14 protein-coding genes are annotated in these 18,295 nt (G+C 42.0%); 6 read left to right on the top strand and 8 right to left on the bottom strand.

All coding sequences use genetic code 11. The features are described 5' to 3' along the window. Window positions 1-294 precede the first annotated feature (294 nt). The 4 genes from C2M33_RS14060 to C2M33_RS14045 form a co-directional block, all read right to left on the bottom strand. Window positions 295-864, bottom strand: a complete 570-nt coding sequence (locus C2M33_RS14060; protein WP_105174916.1) for a PepSY-associated TM helix domain-containing protein — start codon at window positions 862-864, stop codon at window positions 295-297. Then, window positions 857-1,327, bottom strand: coding sequence for a DUF4920 domain-containing protein (locus C2M33_RS14055; RefSeq protein WP_105174717.1), 471 nt, complete (start codon window positions 1,325-1,327; stop codon window positions 857-859). The genes C2M33_RS14060 and C2M33_RS14055 overlap by 8 nt, the downstream gene beginning before the upstream one ends. 89 nt (window positions 1,328-1,416) lie before the next feature. Beyond that, a complete protein-coding gene (locus C2M33_RS14050) occupies window positions 1,417-2,052 on the bottom strand; it encodes a response regulator (protein WP_054560701.1) in 636 nt (211 codons plus the stop codon). A 3-nt stretch (window positions 2,053-2,055) separates the two neighbouring features. After that, window positions 2,056-2,952, bottom strand: a complete 897-nt coding sequence (locus tag C2M33_RS14045; RefSeq protein ID WP_158685591.1) for a sensor histidine kinase — start codon at window positions 2,950-2,952, stop codon at window positions 2,056-2,058. A 404-nt stretch (window positions 2,953-3,356) separates the two neighbouring features. On the opposite strand from C2M33_RS14045, the gene C2M33_RS14040 reads away from it, so the two are divergent. The 3 genes from C2M33_RS14040 to C2M33_RS14030 all read left to right on the top strand — a co-directional run bounded on the left by C2M33_RS14040 (window position 3,357) and on the right by C2M33_RS14030 (window position 6,317). Next, on the top strand, window positions 3,357-4,169 hold the full coding sequence (locus C2M33_RS14040) for a MipA/OmpV family protein (protein ID WP_105174715.1): 813 nt from the start codon (window positions 3,357-3,359) through the stop codon (window positions 4,167-4,169). A gap of 15 nt (window positions 4,170-4,184) precedes the next feature. Beyond that, window positions 4,185-4,838: a hypothetical protein gene (locus C2M33_RS14035; protein WP_105174714.1), complete on the top strand. Its 654-nt coding sequence runs from the start codon at window positions 4,185-4,187 to the stop codon at window positions 4,836-4,838. Between the two features lie 111 nt (window positions 4,839-4,949). Then, window positions 4,950-6,317, top strand: coding sequence for an alkaline phosphatase PhoX (locus tag C2M33_RS14030; protein WP_105174713.1), 1,368 nt, complete (start codon window positions 4,950-4,952; stop codon window positions 6,315-6,317). 14 nt (window positions 6,318-6,331) lie between these two features. Here the strand turns inward: C2M33_RS14030 and C2M33_RS14025 are convergent, their stop codons facing one another. The 3 genes from C2M33_RS14025 to C2M33_RS14015 form a co-directional block, all read right to left on the bottom strand. Further along, on the bottom strand, window positions 6,332-7,024 hold the full coding sequence (locus tag C2M33_RS14025; protein ID WP_105174712.1) for an ATP-dependent Clp protease proteolytic subunit: 693 nt from the start codon (window positions 7,022-7,024) through the stop codon (window positions 6,332-6,334). 43 nt (window positions 7,025-7,067) lie between these two features. Beyond that, the gene (locus C2M33_RS14020) at window positions 7,068-7,988 is read right to left on the bottom strand and encodes an alpha/beta fold hydrolase (protein WP_105174711.1); all 921 of its coding nucleotides are present in this window, start codon (window positions 7,986-7,988) and stop codon (window positions 7,068-7,070) included. Window positions 7,989-8,107: 119 nt separating this feature from the next. Continuing rightward, window positions 8,108-10,477 (bottom strand): TonB-dependent receptor domain-containing protein, encoded by a 2,370-nt coding sequence (locus C2M33_RS14015; protein WP_105174710.1) that lies wholly within the window; start codon window positions 10,475-10,477, stop codon window positions 8,108-8,110. A 415-nt stretch (window positions 10,478-10,892) separates the two neighbouring features. Between C2M33_RS14015 and C2M33_RS14010 the strand changes: the two genes are divergently transcribed. From C2M33_RS14010 to C2M33_RS14000, 3 genes are all read left to right on the top strand, one after another. Further along, a complete protein-coding gene (locus C2M33_RS14010; RefSeq protein WP_105174709.1) occupies window positions 10,893-12,143 on the top strand; it encodes an MFS transporter in 1,251 nt (416 codons plus the stop codon). Between the two features lie 143 nt (window positions 12,144-12,286). Continuing rightward, a complete protein-coding gene (locus tag C2M33_RS14005; RefSeq protein ID WP_105174708.1) occupies window positions 12,287-15,847 on the top strand; it encodes an ImpA family metalloprotease in 3,561 nt (1,186 codons plus the stop codon). Between the two features lie 139 nt (window positions 15,848-15,986). After that, complete coding sequence (locus tag C2M33_RS14000) at window positions 15,987-16,460, top strand: VOC family protein (protein ID WP_063700397.1); 474 nt, start codon at window positions 15,987-15,989, stop codon at window positions 16,458-16,460. Here the strand turns inward: C2M33_RS14000 and C2M33_RS13995 are convergent. Continuing rightward, window positions 16,457-18,097 (bottom strand): hypothetical protein, encoded by a 1,641-nt coding sequence (locus C2M33_RS13995; RefSeq protein ID WP_105174707.1) that lies wholly within the window; start codon window positions 18,095-18,097, stop codon window positions 16,457-16,459. The two genes, C2M33_RS14000 and C2M33_RS13995, sit on opposite strands and share 4 nt — an antisense overlap. Between the last annotated feature and the right edge of the window lie 198 nt (window positions 18,098-18,295).

Here is an 18,295-nt window from a genome sequence, read left to right as displayed (position 1 = left end):
TAACTAAATTAATCCCTTTTTTAGGTTCTAATTGGCTGCGTTGTTTTACTTTTTCGATGAAAATGGGCACAAATAAAAGCAATAAAGCCATCATTTAAGAAAACTTTAATAGGTAGGTGAGAGGTTTTAATCGCTAAGTAAACACATTTTGAGTTGCTATAAAATGCGTAAGCATAGGGAGGATTCTACGAATAGTTATTTTAAAAAAGCTGGGTTACAAAGTGGGTGAGGATTAAATTAAATGAAAATAATCTTGCCATTGCTCTTTACGAGAATGGCAACAGGAACTTTAGCTTATAAAAACACATAAGCAGCAGGGAGCAGCATACCGCTAATGACTAATACTGAGCGGCTACCCCATGGGCTATTTTTACCCTTGATCATAAACAAGCCGCTGATTGCTAAAAACAGCAGCAGCCCAGCAAAAATATCAGAAAAAATTACCCACGAAGCGTTTGTCTCGTTCAAGTGTAAACGGTTAAATGCTTGAAATACATGACGAGGCTCAATGGCTTCATAGTTTATGATATCTTTATTGAGTTTAAGGCTGAGGTTGTTACCGTTTTTTAAAAACACCTTAAACTCTTGCGGCGACACCCAATAAGAAGCCTTTACCGGCTCGCTTACATCAGCATGGGAGATAATTTGCTCAATCAACAACTCGTCATTATCTAATTGCCAAGTTTCATCGCTCACACTGATTTGCTGGTGGCTTACTTTGTAGTTTGGGTTCCAATCATCTTTGTGGTTCACTGCAATGCCAGAAACCGCAAAGATAATTACTAAACCAACACAAAAGTAACCAATATCGCGGTGTAAGTTTCTGTTTAACTTAAACCAGTTGATACTTGATTTATTACTCAATGATTTCAACTCCGCTCGGTACGAGCTGATAAATAGCCATTGCTTCAGTCACTGAGTTTGCATCAAAGCTTTCGCCGGCTTGCTGCGCTTTGTGAGCAAGTAGCGCTTTAGTGCGGCCAAGGCTAAGCTGAATTTTATCGAGCTTACCAGTTACGATAGCTTTACTGCCTTTAGCCGTCATCGGGAATACCATGTCGCCATCTTCAACTTTGATACGTAAGTTTTCAAAGCGTTTGTCAGATGCAAGCGTCATCCAGCAACCACGTTTTTCGCAAACCCCAGTGATAGTACCTTCCACGGTAATTGGATTTGCAAGGTAATCGTCTGGTGAGGCCATAACCGTCGAAATTTTAATGAGTTTGTCACTGTCGACTGGATTGCCAAACTGTAAGCTAAAGGCGTGTTGGCTAAAGCTTAAAAGCGCCAATGAAAATGCAATAAATGTTTTTGATTTTAGGAACATAGCGGTTGCTTCTTGAAATAAAATTAAGCCTTAGTTTAAGCGATTTACTTGTATGATAAAAGCTTAATGAGATTAAAAATGATTTGCAATTATATCAAACCTAGATCAATTGCTTTTAATGCTGCACGGGTTCTATCACGTACATCTAGCTTTCTGAGAATAAAAGACACTTGATTACGGATAGTCCCTTCAGACTTATAAAGTGCCTCGGCGATTTCACTATTTGAATAGCCTGCAGCGATTAAATTGAGCACTCTAAGCTCGCTTTTACTTAATTTATCAGGAGTTGCTAAAGAAGTATCGGTTGTTTTAGTGGGCTTATTCAAAATTCGCTCGGTGATCGCAGGAGCTAGCGCTGAGCCACCTTTAGCAAGTGTTTCGATGGCGCTGACCAAGCGCTCTAAATTAATATCTTTTAACGCATAACCTTTAGCACCATAGCGAATACATTCTAGCACTTGTTCACTATCATCAAAGGTCGTGAGTACCAGTACTGGTTGCCTCAGCTGTTGTGCTTGCATACTTTTCAGTACGCCAATACCGTCTAGAATAGGCATGCGAATATCAAGGAGTACAACATCAATAGAATGTTGCTTGAGCATCTCAAGAGCTGTTTGGCCATTGTCAGCCTCAGCCACGACTTGAATATTTGCTTTAAGGGCGAGTAAGCTTTTTAAGCCTTCTCTTAATAATGTTTGGTCATCAACGAGTAATACCCTAATCATTTTTTACGCCAAAGTATGTGGATTAAGTTTATGAGGTAGCGTTGCAGCAATCGCAAACCCATCATTATTTTGTTCAAACTCGATTGCCCCTCGCACTAAAGCTAAGCGCTCTTGCATGCCTGTTAAGCCATTGCCTAAGTTCAGCTTGGGCATTTCGCCGCCGTTATCATAAATAGTGAGATGCACTGAATCAGCTTGGAGGTCTAAGCTTACCGACAGCTCGGTCGCATCACTGTGTTTAATACAATTCGTAATCGCTTCTTGCACAGTATGAAATAACGTTTGTGCCAATAACGTATCACTTATTTTTATATTTTCATCGTAATTGAGTGTGACATTTAAGCCTGTAACATGACTGCACAATGAATTCAGCGATGCATGTAAATCAATGGTTTGGTTTTCTCGCATTGACGAGACAGAGTCACGCACATCATTTAATAACAAGCGGGTAATTTGCTGTGCTTTAGTTATGTGTTTTGGTGCTTCATGGTTAGCACAATGATTGGCGACTTCTAGGTGAATACTGAGTCCCGTAAGGTGGTGGCCAAGGGTATCATGTAAATCTCTGGCAATACGAATACGTTCATCGCGAGTTGCGGTGTCGTTTAAAAGCGCTTGGGTTGCTTTTAATTCACGTAATAAATGGGCTGCTTGTTCTTTGGCTTTACGCTCAGAAATAAGCCGAGTAGCAAAGCGATAGGCAAAGCTATTGTATAAAGTGAAAGCCAACCCGTTGAGCAATACAAATTGCTTATCAAAGCCATAGTGAAGCGTCAGCGCCATCAAAAAGGGCAGGCAAATGAGTAAATAGAGGCTGGCTTTGTTTGGCTCGTAATCGCTGAATTTAACTAAGAAGATGATCAATAGAATTGTAACAAAGCCAATATTAAATAGCCACATCAATAGCACAACATTAGCGATAGTGAAGTTCAAAATACGGGTTTGATAGTGCTTAAATCGTGATCTGAAAAACTCAAAATAAATTAAAAAAGCAAAAAAGCTTATAAATAACACACTGATCAAAAACGTATTTATTGTACTAAAACTTAGCTGCGCCGATTCTGCTCTTTGCGACCAAGCGTGCAGAGTATAAATAAACACAAACCCCCAGGTGATTGCTGAGAGTATGAAATCGCTTCGATGTATCAACGTTTGCAAGAGTTTGTTCATACGCTTAGTTTAATCCGCAATTATTCGTTTATGTATATGACAAATGTCACGATTAAATATGTGACATTTGCAGCAAGTCAGCCCTAATGGTGAGGCGTTAAACTGCATTAAAACACCAATATAGGGACATTATCATGACCAAAAATGAATTTCTGCGAAATAGTCTTTTTTCTTATCTGTTGATCGCAGCTTATTGTTTAGCTGCATTATTTGTTGATGATGCCAAGGCCGATGAGCAATCACAGCAATGGCAAATGGAGGTCGGTGCTGCACAATTGGCCATTGATACAGCATGGCGAGATTACGATATTCAAACCATGGTCTTGCCATACTTCAACGCCCGAAAAGGCAACTGGCGCATAGGGCCTAAATATGGCTTAGTGCAATATGCCTTTTTACAAGGCGCAGAATTTGAAGCGTCAATGGGGCTTAGTTTCCGAGATGAAACCTACGATAGCAGTTTAATCTTTAGTGATGAGTTGTCGGATCATGAGGTTTTCACTGACTATAAAGACGGCAAAGGTGAGCTAACCTTCAGAACTCAGCTGCAATATAAACAGCTTTTTGTTCGTTTAGCGCAAGATATTTCGAATCACTCCGATGGACTTACGTTTCTTGCCCGCTATAACCTACCGATTTATGGCCAAGGATTAGGGTTACAGCTAAGTGCTGATCTCGGTTTTTATTGGCAAGATAAAAAATACACTCAATACCTGTATGGCATAGCTAATGGCAATATCGCCCCTGAATTTGGCAGATATGAATATCAGCCAAGTGCAGCCCTTAACCCATTTACCTCGCTAAACCTGACTTATGTTTTTAATGAGCAGTGGTCTGTTTTTACGAGCTTGCGCTATGAGCAACTTGACTCAACTATCAAAAAAAGCCCGCTAGTGGGAGAAACTGCCAAGCAGCAATTCGCTGCCAATATAAATTATCGTTTTTAGAAAAAGGGATGAGCAATGAATTATCTACTGAGATTATGCATTTTACTCTTACTAACTGGTTGTAATAGCGCTGAAGAGGAAGTGTTTGACGAAGACGATTTATACCAAGGTGTCTATGAAAGTGACTATTATGTTTATAACTATAGCGAGTACCCGGTTGATTTTTATATGATGAACCTACGAAACAACACACCAACAAGCGCAATTTATAAGGAGCAGAACTTCCAACAATCAATCGATGGCTACGGTGGTTTTGAAAAGCTTAACTTTAAGCGTTCTGTGGTCGGAAAGGTTGGCTTTGCAGCTTTTTATGATGCTGAAATAAAAGCTCATCTACAAAAGTGGGTTGTTAGTGATATAGCTAATTATGTGATCAGTTATATGGATGGCGAAACGCTGAAACTGGCTTTTTTAGCACGCACTGAGGCTGTAGATAGTGGTGATTACCCTGTGGTTAGGCTGGTTAGTTTTATCGGCAATACGAACTACAGCTATAAACTTGCTAATAGTGAATTAACTGAAGCAACAGCAACAGCTTATATACCGCTAACTCATTGCGCTAGTGACTTACAAATTGCAGGTTTTGAATTTGATTTTTGTAACTTAGAGCAGCGTGGTTACTTAATTGTGCTGCTACCTAATGAGCAAATAGCAATCATCAAAGAGTAGTGCTTTATGACAATTTCGTGAATATTGTGATAATGTAACTTTTTATCGTTTCATTGCTTTATAATGCCTTTTTTATTTGTATGATAAAGCTGGTTTTAGCTTGGAGTTAGCATGGTTTCACGTCGAGAATTTTTAGTAGGGGCGGGCACATTGGCCTTTTTAGGATTATCAAAAAGTGCCATAGGTAAAGTGTCGTTAGGTGATTTAAAAACAACGGCTGTGGGCTTTGGCCCATTAATTCCCGATCCAGATAAATTGCTCGACTTACCTGAGGGCTTTAGTTATCAAGTCGTTTCAAGCCTAGGCGAGAAAATGTCTGATGGATTTACAGTACCTGACAAAGCCGATGGTATGGGTTGCCTAGGGCTTGGTAATGACCGTGTTGCATTAGTGCGAAACCATGAGCTAAAGCCAAAAGATTTAGCGAAAGCTGAGGCAAGTATTGCCAACCATAAAACGCCCCAGGCTTTTGATACTAACAGTGACGGTGTGGCGTTACCGGGTGGCACAAGTCATATCATTTATAACTTAAAAACCCATCAAAAAGAGCAAGAATACTTGTCATTGGTCGGCACTATTCGTAACTGTTCTGGCGGTATCACGCCTTGGGGCACCTGGCTTACGTGCGAAGAAACCACAGATACCAAAGCTGATGGATTTAACCAAGACCACGGCTATATTTTTGAAGTACCCGCAAATAGCAAAGGCTTAATTAAACCTGAGCCATTAAAAGCCATGGGGCGATTTAATCACGAAGCGGCTGCCGTTGATCCGCGCACTGGCATTGTTTATCTAACAGAAGACAAAGGTGATAGCGTCTTTTATCGCTTTATTCCAAATGAATATGGCAAGCTGCATAAAGGCGGGCAATTACAAGCTATGGTGGTAAAAGGTAAGCCACAATTCGATAGCCGGAACTGGAATAATAAAGCCATGGGGCTACATCAAGAGCTTGAGGTTGAGTGGGTCAATCTAGATAACCCTGAAAGCCCGAAAGACGACCTACGCCTACGTGGCTACAAACAAGGCGCAGCATTGTTTGCTCGCGGTGAAGGTATTCACTGGGGTGATAAAGAGCTTTATTTTTGCTGTACCAATGGTGGTAAAAAACAACTTGGTCAGGTTATGAAATATCAGCCATCAGAATTTGAGGGCACAGATAAAGAAGCACAGCAACCTGGTAAAATCTCGTTGTTTGTAGAAAGTACCAGCAAAACCTTTTACAACTTTGGCGATAACCTGACTGTGTCACCTAATGGTCATTTAATTGTTTGTGAAGACCAATACACCGATGTGGTTGATAATCATCTTCGTGGTGTGACACCCCAAGGCCAAGTTTATAATTTTGCCCGCTTAGTGGCGCAAACCGAGCTGGCAGGTGCCTGTTTTTCACCAGATGGTAGCACTTTGTTTGTGAACGTTTACTCACCGTCAAAAACACTTGCTATAACAGGCCCATGGCATCAGTTTAGTGTTTAACAAATAAAAGAGCTTTACTTTAATTCATCAATTATTAGTAACGGAAAGTTCTTTGCCGAGCGGGGCTGCCAATCTGCAAACTCAATATTCCTCACATTCAGTGTATTGAGTGCTTTTTTTGAGTAGCTCCAGCCTCTGGCTTTTTGTGCCACAGCTGCACGCTTTAGCTCTTCAGATAAACCAATGGTTAGCAAGTTATGCTTAACACCGCGTTTTGCATAAAAGGCTTTTTCACGTGCCACGGCTTTTGCGATTATTTCATCGTATTGAGTGCGTAAAGCCTGCCACTTGGTTGTTTTTTCTGGCTCTTTTAAATGCGTTACCATGGCATCAATATCGCTATCTCGCCAGCGAGCCGAAGCGGCATCGCCATGCCAACCGACAATGGTGTTCTTAGCTATGGTAGTAGGGTTTCCTGCAAGCAATACATAATTAGCACACGACGAAAAGCAAAATTGTTTTACATGAACTTTTAAATTATGCGCCAAAATCAATTCGGCGAGATCCATACCTAAATCAACGTTTCCGCCACCACTGGTGATTTGTATGCTGTTTATGTTTGGCTGCTCAGCCAAAAGCTGTGCAACATGTTGATTGTTTTTGGCACTAATTTCGCCCTGATAAATAATGCGCTGCTCGCTTAGTGACACACCGGCAAAGCTGAACCAAGGGATAATTAAAAACAGACTAAAAAATACACGAAACATAAAACGCTAACCTTATAAATTGTATGATAATTCTATCATGCTTTTAGGGTCTTTTAGCTGCTTTTTTGGCGCTGACTTTAGCGGCGTGTTTGGCAATCCACTTTGTCATTTTTTTCATTAAGGCGGGCGGAAAATCATGGCCCATTCCGGGCACAACTTTTAGCTTACTACGCTTTATTAAGATTGCGGTGTTGATACCCGCAGACAGAGGCATAACAGGATCAGCACTGCCGTGGATCACTAAGGTGGGGGCTTTAATCTTCTTTAAAAGTTGCTCACGATAGGGCGTTGCGGCAATGGCTGCAAGCTGACGTTTAAAGCCTGTTTGATTTGTGTGGGCCCGCTCAATATAGCGTTCAGCGTTGGCGTATAAAGCGTGTTCATCTTGTGGATAGGCTGGGCTGCCAATGAGTTGGTTGAGCTTAACATTGTAATCAATCGCGGCTTCTTTATTACTGCTCCGGGGTCGTATTTTAGCGAGCTTTACTAATAGGTTTATGTTTGACCCCGAAAACGATAACGGCGAGCTACTCGACATAATTGAAGTTAAGCTCAGCACACGTTTTTTATACTTTGCCGCGGCAATTTGCGCAATCATGCCACCCATCGACGCCCCCACTAAGTGCGCTTTTTTGATAGCCAGTGCATCCATTAATTCTTTTACATCGCGAGCCATGTCATCGAGCGAATAGGGCAGTTTTGCACGAATGGGTAATCGACGGCTAAGCCAATGCTTTACAAGACTCGGCTTGCCTAACTCATCTAACGATGAGGATAACCCTGCATCACGATTATCAAAACGAATAACCCGAAAGCCTTTTTCGACCAAGCCAAAATAAAGCGACTCTGGCCAAACGGTAAATTGAGCACCTAAGCCAATAATTAAAATGATCACCGGCGCGTTTTCATCGCCTTCATCTTGATAACTAATACTGATACCACTGGCTGTAAGGATATGTTCCATAGACTGACAAATAAGCTTACGCAGGTATCATCAGCTTAGTGTGTGAAGTTGGCAGTTTAGTGACAGCAATAAAAATAGACAGCACATGACTGCATGCTGTCTATTTTCAGGGAGTTTTCTTAGAAGTAAGCGGTAACGCCAATCCAGAAGTTACGGCCTTTATCTTTAACGTTGTAGTCGTCTGTGAATGTGACTTCACTAATTACACCGCGACCTGTTAGGTACTCATACTCACCATCGCCATTTAGGTCGGTATAGCTTGTGCTATAAGAGGTGAAATCTTCGTCTAATAGGTTGTTTACGCGGGCATTGATTTGCACGTACTCATTTACATAAAACTGCGCACCTAAATTAAGTAGGTTGTAGTTTTTGTAATACAGCGCTTTGTCGTGCACGTTATCCCAACCGCGATAACGGTCTGAACGATATACACCTTGTAGGTATAAGTTCATAAAGTCAGTCGCTTCCCAGTTTAGGGTAAGGTTTGCCATGTGCTCAGCTGAGTTAGTTAATGGCTGACCTTGTTCAGGACCGCTCTTTTGTTCGCTATCAGTCCAGGTATAGTTACCGTTAACAGACACTGTTTTGGTAATAGTATATTGGCCTGCAATTTCAACACCTTGTAGGTCTACTTCGTCGATATTGATTTTTTGGCTATAGCTATCGTAGCCAAGCTGATCATATTGACCTAAGTTCACACAAGGGCGTACATTGTTAGTTTGCTCACAGCTTAAAATAGTGTCGCCGCTGGCAATTTTGTCTTCAAACTTGGTGTTGTAGTAAGTCACATTGATGTTGTGATCGCCATCAAGCGAAGTCCAGTAAAGGGCGATTTCAGAGTTCACGCTGGTTTCTGGTTGTAAGTCTGGGTTACCTGCAAACGGGCTTGTGCCTTGACCGCCAAATCCGGTAATACCGTCATAAAGGTCTGTGGTTTGTGGTGTTTTATAACCCGTACTTACACCCCCTTTTAGCGTCCAAGTGTCAGAGAGGTTATAGACACCGTAAACGCGCGGAGATACTTGGCTGCCAAATACATCATGGTCATCGTAACGAGCGCCTAATGTGAAGGTAAAGTTGTCAGTTGCCATCCAGTTATCTTCGGCAAAGATTGAGTACATGTTTTGCTCTTGTACTTTGCCAGCTTGGTCACTTTCAAGACCAAATACACCGTCTTTTAATTCACCGTCGATAAGCTGGCCACCAATTGCTAGGTTATGGCTACCAAAGCTACCTGTGATAGGAATGTCAAAGCGTAAGTCATAGGTATATTGGCTGCTTTCTAGAGGGCGAGCAGGGCGCGGTAGGAATGTTTCTTCGGCTAAGTCTTTACGTGCTTGCTCATCCATACCTTCGTATTCGCCAGTACCATCGTACATAGCTTGCAGCTCTAGGCGCTCGCTGACACTCAGTGGTAAAGTACGGCCATTATTTTGCGTATCAACATAAGAAACAGAGGCCTTCAGCGTTGCCCAATCAAGCTCGCCATCGTAGCTGATTGACCACCACTCACGGTCAAACTCTTGGTCTGCCGCATAACCTGCGCGCGGGTTTACTTGGCCGCGGCGGTCTTGCCAAATTGATTCAATATTATCTTTAGTGCCAAGCGGGTAAGTAATTGTGCCTGATTCGATGTCGTAGCTTGGCGTGTTGTCGTACACTTGGCTTGAATTATCATAATCAAAACGTAAATGATGAGACTCAAACGGGGTAAAAGTTAAAGTAAAACCATACTGCTCGTTTGTGTTATCAACGGTACGACCGCCACTCCCAAAACCTAATGAACGAGTATGAACAACACCATTTGGATCGGTTGCTGGTTCAAATGTTGGCGAAGATGCTTGTTGCTCGTAAACACTGCCGCGTACACCTAAGCTTAATACGTCTTTAATAAGTGGACCCATCACACTAAAGTCAGTGGTAATGTCATCACCAAAATCATCGTTTTGCTGTAATGAACGGCTAAAAGACACTGCACCGCTCCAACTATCAGTGTGCTTTTTAGTGATGATATTAATTACACCACCCAATGCATCTGCACCATAAAGCGTTGATGCAGGGCCGCGAATTACTTCAACACGTTCAATGGCATCAACTGGTGGTACGTGGTTAAACGCGTTGCCACCAAAATTGTTTGGGTATATGTCGCCATGGTTATTTTGGCGTTTACCATCAATAAGTAACAGGGTGTATTCACCTGTTAAACCACGCATACTCACACTGCCTTGGCCCGTTTTATCTCGGGTTGTGCCAATGTCGATACCTTCTAAATACTGCACAGCATCAAGTACTGAGGTGAAGGCATGAGACTTAATATCTTCATTAGTGATAATTGAAATACTTGCAGGTGCTTCGGTAACTTTTTGCTCAAAACCTGTTGCAGTGATAACTAAGCGTTCCATATCTTGTTTTGGCTTAGCGTCATCAGCAAAGGCTGAAAAATGTGTTGCTATGGCAAGTGCCAGTAAGCTTGGTTTTATTGATTTCATTGTAGGTTTCCAGTTCTTTTTGTAGGTTATCCCTTTGAGGGACGTCGCGTATACTACAGAAATGAAAAATACGATCAATAACTATTATTATTTAGATTAATCTTTTTCAAGTTGGCTTAACACTATTCACAATTAAGTTGCGTTTGTTTTTTAGCTAATTAATACCAACCCGCTTAATTAAGTAGTCTATTTTGAGGCAATAAAACCTCGTTGATAGCAAGGCAAAAATTTCGTTATTTAGTTGTTCTAAATGAGAAATTTTTAACGCAGTTAGCGACAGGTTTAATCCCTCAAAATGATTAAGTATTATTGCGGGTTGGTATAACACGCTGTTACAAACAAGTTTTAGATTAAATACCCAAGGCAGATTCAGTTCCTGTATAGTGTTTTAATCATCATCATAAAAATTAAAATAATGAATTCAGATATCTCTTTAGCGCGCTTTAAGCAGTTCCCAGTGCTTATGTGGATCTTCCTATTTGGCTCATTTATTACCCGTGGTAGCTATTACATGGTGTGGCCATTTCTTGCGGTGATCTTGTACGAAAAGTTTGCTTTATCGGCGACAGAAGTCGGTTTGGTACTTACCAGTGCCGCGGTGATTTCAGTGTTCACCAGTTTTATTGGCAGCAGCCTATCCGATAAAGTGGGCCGGCATACGCTGATGTACATTACCGGCGTGCTGTATATCATTTCTTTCTCGCTGTTAGCTGAGGTAGAAACCGTGGCCGGTTATGTGATTGTAATGACCTTATGTTCGATTGCGACTGCACTTTGGCGACCATTAACCAGTGCGGCGATTGGCGATATTATTGAGGATTCACAAACTCGCGAGCTGGCCATGCAGTCGCTGTACTTTATTGTTAATGTGGGCTGTGCGGTGGGTCCATTAGCAGGGGTATGGCTAGGTTTAACCGGTGAGCAGTCGAGCTTTTATATTACCGCAGGGGCATTTGCTATTTTATTGGTGCTGCTTGTTTGGGGCTTTAATTTTAGTGATAAAGCAGCAAAAAATACCGCAGCAATTGATGAGCCAGAAGAGAAAAAACCAGCTGTACAGGGCAAGCAAATCTTACGTATTCTATTTGCAGATAAGCTGCTGCAGTGTTTAATTTTAGCCAATATTTTGTGCATGTTTATTTATGCGCAAATGGATAGTTCACTCATACAATACCTAACTCGTGCAGAGGCACCCGACCTACTTGCATTGATTTCTGCACTAATATTTACCAATGCGTTAGTGATCATTTCGAGTCAATTTCTGCTGTTAAAAATGATGGCACGATTTAGCCTAACGGTGCGCATTCAAATTGGCTTGGTGCTATTAATGGTGTCGCAGTTTTGGCTAGCACTTAATCCAATCGATTTATTCTGGGGCTGGATTGGTGCGATAGTGGTGATGAGTTTGGCCGAAACTATTTTGTTTCCGACGATGAACGTTCACCTTGATAGGCTCGCACCTTCTCATCTTCGTGGTGCGTACTTTGGTGCGGCTTCGTTTTATGATTTAGGGTTTGCTTTAGCACCACTCGGTGGTGGTTTAATTTTAGATTATTACAACGGCCCAACGTTATTTTTCGCAGCGGGAGGCCTTTGCCTTGTGGTGATTTATTTATACGCCATACTCGAAAAGTTACCCAGACCCGATTTTGCAAACCCGTCATAACCTTTAAAAAGCCCCTTTATGGGGCTTTTTACGCTTTAACAATTAATGACAGCGATATCAATTTACGTATTTTTTCCGAGATAATAGTTTGTAGTATCGGCTTATAATGTTAAAAAATTGTTTACCATACCGATAAGAACTCAATGAACGCACCCTACTTTTTGTGCAAACGCTCGCTATTATGCTCGGCTGTATTGCTAACACTTGCTGCTTGTGGCGGCTCAGGCTCAGATGAAAAACAAACAACAACCCCTCCTGTAACCGAAACACCACAAAATCAAGCGCCGCAAATCAGCGGTCAATCACAGACTTTACGTGTTGGTGAAACCTTGAGTTTTAGCCCTGAAGTCTCTGATCCAGATAATGACCCACTTACTTTGTCTGTAACAAACTTACCAAGTTGGCTAAGTTTTAATGAAGCCTCAGCAAGTATCAGTGGCACGCCTGAGCAAGTAGGTAAGTATGCAAACATTGAGTTTACGGTCACTGATGGGCAGCTCTCTGCACAGCTTTTGATTGATATTAATGTAGAAGCCAAACTTATTGAGAATACACCGCCAACGCTCACGTCCACCCCATCGGATAGCAATGAAGGCCAAGCTTATACTTACCAGCTAACATTTACTGATGCACAAAATGACACTGTGGTAGTGAGTGAAGTTAGTAAACCTGATTGGCTTAGCTTTGATGCGAATAACCTCAGTTTTAGCGGTACGCCCTTGTTTGCGAATACGGGCGAACAGCAAATTCGTTTTCGTTATTCAGATGGCGAAGTGACGCAGCAGGCAGAGCAAACATTTAACATCGTTGCCAGAGCAAACTCAGCGCCTGTGGTGTCTCCACTGAGTAGTGAAGCACGTGCTGAGCAGGCTTTGAGTGTGCAGTTAATCAGCACCGATGCAGACAACGATGATGTGAGCTTAACCGTAACAGGTTTACCAACGTGGCTAAGTTTTGATGAGCAAACTAGCATCTTATCTGGCACCGCGAGTAATGAAGACCTTGGTGAACATAAACTCACAATCACAGCCTCTGATTCACGTGTACAGGCAAGCTTTGAGTTTGTGTTAAACATCACCCAAAGTTATGTGGCCGAGGCACTCGAAACTGGCAATGCGCTGGTTGTTCCAAACAGTGAGTTGCTACTTGATGCGACACTTGCTGAAATTGATACCCACAAAGCGCGCTTTCAAAGCATTAAAAATAGCTTATTTGGTTTTGGCTCAAGCTCCGCTCTTGATGAATTAAGCTGGTATCCAACATGGGATGCAACGTTATTAAATGCCACTTACCCATTCAATGAGCCAGTTCTACTTACCAACAATAGTTGGCAAGATGGTTACGAGACAAAGGTCAGAAACCTTGCTGTAGTCGGGACTGGTGATGGTGAGCAAGGCCGTTACTTAGTATTTGGCAGTAATCCTTATCGAAATACCATTAACGAGCAAATGACTCAGTTTTTGAAAAACAGCACCACCTGGTTAGCTGGCAGAGAAATAACCGCAGAGCAGCCACTTAAACTTGTATTAGCGCAACTTGATCAAAGCTATTACTTTCAAGATAGGATCAAAACGCGAGAGTGGTTTGATAGTCAATATGAAGGCATGGTGAGCTATAACGACAATACAAGTTGTGACAACGACGCTTTAGCGGCGTGTTTAACAACTGACACGGATGTACTGATTATCTCTCAGCATGAGCGTGAAGGATTAAATATTGAGAATGTTGTGGCTGCAGTAAAGCAAGCTCAAGCAAATGATATAGCGGTGATCTATATTCAGCGTGATGGTAGTCAAACAGCACTCGGTAAAGCGCTATTTGAATTACTCCATGTGAGCGTTGCAGGTGATAACTATTGGCACCGATTAGAACTGGCACAGTGGAACCCAATTGCTATCAACGACAGCTTGCCAACTGATGCGCAAACTATTAAAGACTTACTTAGTCGCTTTAAAAGCAGCGAATTTAGTGTTGATTTAAGTGCCTGTGATAACCGTAGTTGCCCAGCTGAAAGCCAATATCAGCAACAGTTTAGTGATGCGGCAACGATCATTAATTCGGTTTTTAGAGGTTTTGACCAAGCGAAAACAGATATCTTTACAGAGCAGGGCTATCGCTTTTACCAGTTACTGGCGCTGCTTGCAGATCATTATCGCCAAGTAGTGAACTTCCCGATGGATAAGCTAAGCACCGATAATACAAGCTTCTTTCGTGCCCTGTTTACTGATCATGCGGTATTAAATATACGTAAAGTCAATCCACTTCAAGTTGATATGGGTAATTTCAGCCGTAGTGATTTTAGTCATGTAACACCTAAAACCGTCACCGTGAATATGCAGAGTAAGGCGTATTTTCGCTCAACGGGTGTGTATGCCTTGCCGGGGCAAACGTTTGCTATTAAACGCACCGATAATCAAGCAGTGAATACTAAGGTGTTTGTTAATACTCTGCGTGATGGCGCAACACATTACATGAGCAGCAATGGCTATAATCGACCCGCTAAATTGCAGTCGGTTCATGTGCCTATAGAGACAAATGAAACAGTCTATTTTACGTCACCTTATGGTGGGCCAATTCAAATTGAGTTTGATAAAAATGATTTAGATGTCAGCTTTGAATTTAGCAATGTAGGTGAGCACCCTTATTGGCGTAGCAGCAGTGATGATGAGCGCTTTGCTGAGTTGCTTGAAAAAGGTGACTATGATTGGGCTGAGGTAGCAACCGGTGGCTTTGAAGTGCATTCAAAGCTCGAGAAAATGCGTATTTCAATTAACGATGGTTATTGGCCTGTAGCGTCTGACTTCGCCCATGCAGTAGAGCGTTATACTCATAACTATCCGCATGTACTTGCTGGTTTCAAAGGGCCGGGCATCGATGTGGTTAGCGAAATTCATGACTTTGCGAGTGCACGCAATATCGAAGTGCAAACAATAGATATTGTAAAACATATGAATGCAGACCAACCGACCTGTGGTTGGGGCTGTTCTGGTAATCCGTATGACGCAGGTTGGAATTTTAATCCAACTGGGCATGGCGATATCCATGAATTAGGGCATGGACTTGAGAAAGGGCGCTTCCGAATTGAAGGGTTTGGTGGCCATTCAAATACCAATTTTTACTCCTACTACAGTAAGTCGAAGTTTGAAGATGAAACTGGCTTTTCGGCATCGTGCCAAAACTTGCCATTCGAGAACTTGTTTGATCATTTACAAGCCAGTAAACAAAGCGCAGATGCATTTGCTTATATGCAAGATTTAGCAATGTCAGAGTGGTCACAAAGTCATGCTATTTATTTACAAATTATGATGGCCGCACAGGCACACAATAAGCTTGAAAACGGCTGGCATTTATACCCTCGCTTACACATTTTGGAGCGTGCGTTTAATCTAGCTGATAACAGTGAGACTAATTGGCAGGCACAAAAAGATGCACTTGGCTTTTCAAGCTACAGCTTGTCAGAGGCACAAAGCTTAGGCAACAATGATTGGCTATTAATCGCGCTTTCAGAAGCAACCGAGCTCGATTTGAGTGACTACTTTAGCATGTGGGGTATGGCAACGTCAGACAAAGCAAAACAGCAGGTTAAAACGAAAAGCTACACGGTATTAGGTGATGTTTACTATGCCTCATCTGCCACCGGCTATTGCACCACGTTAAATCAAACAGAGGTTGCAATAGATGGGGCGCAAAGCTGGCCTGAATAATACACCGCTTTGTTAAGTTGATTGGTATTCATATTTAAAACGCCAGCGAAAGATTTCGCTGGCGTTTTTACTATTAGATTCGTGAAATTAGCTACAGCTGCTACCTTTATAACTCACACATTTATCGTTGAGGTGTAACATGGCTGTTTCTGCAATCCCAAAAGGTTTCCATGCGGTAACCCCGTATTTGATTATTGATGGCGCAACAAAAGCTATCGAATTCTATAAGCAGGCTTTTAATGCCGAGCTTGTAATGCAAATGCCAATGCCTGATGGTGGGGTGGCGCACGGCGAGATAAAAATAGGCGACTCCTACATCATGCTTTCTGACACCTACCCTGAAATGGAATACAAATCTCCACAGCAGCTTGGCGGTACACCTGTCAATATGATGCTGTATGTTGAAGATGTCGATGCTGTTTTTGCCAAAGCGTTGTCGCTTGGCGCGAAAGAGCTACGCCCTGTGCACGACCAATTTTATGGTGATAGGTCGGGCACGTTAGCCGACCCTTTTGGCCATATATGGAACATCGCGACACATAAAGAAGACCTAACCGAACAAGAATTAATCGAGCGCATGGGAGAGCTCATGAGTAAAGAGCAGGATGCTTAAAAAGTTGTTTCAACCGACATTCCTATTTGCCATGAATCAACGTCTTGGTAACTGCCCAGAGGCGTACTAAAGTCGATATGGATCACATTGTCGTTACTTGAGCGCGATGAATATAGGCGAATACCTAGACCTGCACTGGTTAGCATTGAATCTGAAATATTTGCAGTTTCAGTGCTGCCAAAAGCTTGGCCTACATCAACAAAGCCAACAAAGCCTACATCTACAAACTGATACAGATTGATGTTAGGGTACATTCTTAGTTCCGCCGTTGCTTGTACGCTTGAAGTACCATGTTGGTAACTTTCTGGGAAGCCACGCATACCTTCTTCACCCCCAACAGCCAGTGGTTTGTCAGCAAATTCATGGTTTTGCCAATGACCATTTAGATGCGCATAAAAAGCAAATGAGTCTGACCAGCGATAGTTCATTTGTGCTTTTGAATAAAGCGCTAAACGGTCATCAAGCTCAGTTCCGACATTGCCTTTGATTCCAGCGGCAAATCGATACAAGGCGTTATTGTTAAACCACGCTTTGGTAAGGTTTGTATCAAATAAAAAGCCTTGACCAAAATTTACGGTATCGATGGCAAACTTTGAATTTAGCTCCCAACCTAGGTTAACGTCTTCGTTGTGGTTTATTAGGTCAATATCGTGCAAAACGGCGTAATTGTCTTCTAGCCAATGTAATCCGACCCAAGGCGCTGCAATGGTGTAATCGTTAAGGCCTGCAAGCAAAGGCTCTGTTTCAAAAGGGCGGTAACTGACATCTTCGTAATCAATCCCAGCAAGCCAGTGAAAGGTTTGCTGACTGTCTTGCGATAAAATTCCGCCGTAAGCAAACTGGGCGATTAATTCATCAGTAAAAAACTCTGAACGTGTCATGCCATTTTGATAGATATAACTTTTTTGCTTTTGTGATTTAGCAAAGTAGCGCATAAGTGCGTCACTGCTGCGTTGATAAAAAGGCTGATGATAATCCACTAAAAAGACTTGCCCGTCATCGTAATCATCAGCTTGTAAAGTGAGGGTTGCATGAGGCTGCCAAGGCACTGGCATTTGCAGCACTGAGTGGTAGCCTGAGCGTTCATGATCTGATTTATACTTTAAAGATGCGCGAATACCGTAGCCTAAAAAGTTTTCTTCTTTAAAACCTAAGCTGTATTTATTATTGCCGCTACTACGGCCAAAATTAATGGTTGGCAATAAACTCCAGGTATCCCAGGTATCGATTTGCACCACGCGGGGTTCATCTTCAAGGCAATCTTTTGTATAGCTAACCTTGGCATCTCTTAAGTATTTTTTGCTGCGCAGAATACGCTCCGCTTCTTGTAGCTGACGCTCACTGACTTGGTCACCCTCTTTGAAGGTAATTTGCTCACTAACAACTTTGTTTTTGGTATCTATGTGCAGCCAGTTGATAAAGCGATGTAGGGCGGTTGTTTCAGGGTCATTAGGATCGAAAATCGTATGCGTATCAATGTTGAGTTTATCAACAGTGATGTCTTTGTCTTCGCTTAACTCTGCAGTAGGTTTGCTTTTTACTTCACAAACCACATCTAAGCTTAAAGGCTCGTTTGCATAAACAGTCCCTGTAGCAGTGCATGTTATTAATAAAACGGGTGTTATTTTATTCATCATTATTATGCCTACTAAATACCAAGGAGATGCAGCGTGTTTGGCTTTATCAACCTTTAAATTCTTTACAGTTATCAGCATAAAATCGCTAACTTAAGAAAAACTTAACTAAAACTTAAACTTCATTGAAGATTGTAAGTTTATGATTAATAAACGTTATGCTAACTAATTGTGACAAAGTTAATCGAGAAATAGCTGGCT

It is taken from the genome of Pseudoalteromonas sp. T1lg122, assembly GCF_002964825.1.
Classification (GTDB): Bacteria; Pseudomonadota; Gammaproteobacteria; order Enterobacterales; family Alteromonadaceae; genus Pseudoalteromonas; species Pseudoalteromonas gelatinilytica.
The sequence above is the reverse complement of the archived record's forward strand: the minus strand, read 5'-3'. Positions and strand labels throughout refer to the sequence as shown.